The organism is Falsiroseomonas oryzae, assembly GCF_027856955.1.
GTDB classification, from domain to species: Bacteria; Pseudomonadota; Alphaproteobacteria; order Acetobacterales; family Acetobacteraceae; genus Falsiroseomonas; species Falsiroseomonas oryzae.
This window is the reverse complement of sequence record NZ_JAPSMD010000731.1, coordinates 1-1,625: the sequence shown is the minus strand read 5'-3', so window position 1 is coordinate 1,625 and position 1,625 is coordinate 1. Positions and strand designations below refer to the sequence as shown.

General features: G+C 74.9%; 2 protein-coding genes. Both read left to right on the top strand.

Features of this window, described 5'->3' with window-relative positions:
* Window positions 1-608: DsbA family protein (locus OZN99_RS31150; RefSeq protein WP_333779794.1), on the top strand; the 608-nt coding region annotated here is incomplete at its 5' end.
* A partial coding sequence (locus tag OZN99_RS31145; RefSeq protein WP_270939073.1) for an AAA family ATPase occupies window positions 609-1,625 on the top strand: 1,017 nt, incomplete at its 3' end.

Here is a 1,625-nt window from a genome sequence, read left to right as displayed (position 1 = left end):
CCCCACCCGCCGCCACGGCGGCCGGCCAGCCGGCCCAGGCGCCGACCCCCGCCCCCGCCGCGCCGGAGGCGCAGGACGCACTGGCCGTGCGGCTGGCGGAGCGCTCGATCGGCCGGGCCAATGCCCCGGTCACCGTCATCGAGTATTTCTCCCTCACCTGCGGCCACTGCGCCGCCTTCCATCGCGACACCCTGCCGCAGGTGAAGCGCGAGCTGGTGGACAGCGGGCGCGTCCGCATCGTCTATCGCGACTTCCCGCTGGACCAGGCCGGGCTGATGGCCGCCATGGTCGCCCGCGCCCTGCCGCCCGAGCGCTACGACGCCTTCATCGCGACCCTGTTCTCCACGCAGGACCGCTGGGCCTTCAACCGCAACTCCGACCCGCGGACCGAGCTGCAGCGGCTGGCCACGCTGGCCGGCATGTCGCGCGAGACCTTCGACGAGGTGATCGCCGACCAGGCGCTGGCGCGCGGCATCCTGGAGCAGCGCGTGAAGGCGCAGCAGGAGCACAACGTGAACTCCACGCCGACCTTCGTCTTCGGCAGCCGCGTGGTGCCCGGCAACATGCCCTTCGACCGCTTCGCCGCCATCGTCGCCGAGACGCGCTGAATGGAGGCGGTGCCGCCCGCGCCCCCCGCCGAGGAGGGCGCGCCCGAGGAGGAGGCCGGCCGCACCGAGGCGCAGGTCGAGGCGGCACGCACGGCGCGGCTGACGCGGCTGCGCATCGCCGGCTTCAAGTCGTTCGCCGAGCCCACGCTGGTGGAGGTGATGCCGGGCCTGACCGGCATCGTCGGGCCCAACGGCTGCGGCAAGTCGAACATCGTCGAGGCCCTGCGCTGGGCGATGGGCGAGACCAACGCGCGCACCATGCGCGGCGGCGAGATGGACGACGTCATCTTCGCCGGCACGGCCACGCGCCCGTCGCGCAACTTCGCCGAGGTGATGCTGACGCTGGAGGAGGCCGCCGGCCTCGCCCCGCCGCCGAATGCGGAAGCGCCCGAGCTTGAGATCGTGCGCAAGATCGAGCGCGGCTCGGGCAGCGCCTTCCGGGTGAACGGGAAGGAGCTGCGCGCGCGCGACGTGCAGACGATGTTCGCCGACATCGGATCGGGCGCGCGGTCCTCCGCCATGGTCAGCCAGGGCCGCGTCGCGGCGCTGATCCAGGCCAAGCCCGAGGACCGGCGCGCCGTGCTGGAGGAGGCCGCCGGCATCGCCGGCCTGCGCGCCCGCCGGCACGAGGCGGAGCTCAAGCTGCGCCAGGCCGAGACCAACCTCGGCCGTGCCGAGGACCTGCTGAACGAGATGGAGGGCGCGCGCCAGGGGCTGCAGCGCCAGGCGCGGCAGGCGGCGCGCTACCGCAACCTTTCCGGCCTGGTGCGCGGCGCGGAGGTGGAGTGGCTTGCCATCCTGCGCGCCCGTGCCCAGGCGACGCTGGCCGAGGCCAAGGCGGCCTTCGAACGCGCCCGCAAGGCGACCGGGGAGACCGAGTTCGAGGCCGAGGGCGCCGCGAGGCGCGCCTTCGCCGCGGAGCAGGACCTGCCGGGGCCGCGCGAGGCCGAGGCTCTGGCCCGCACCGCGCTGGAGCGCCGCCGCGTCGAGGCCGAGACGCTCGGCGCCGAGGAGAGC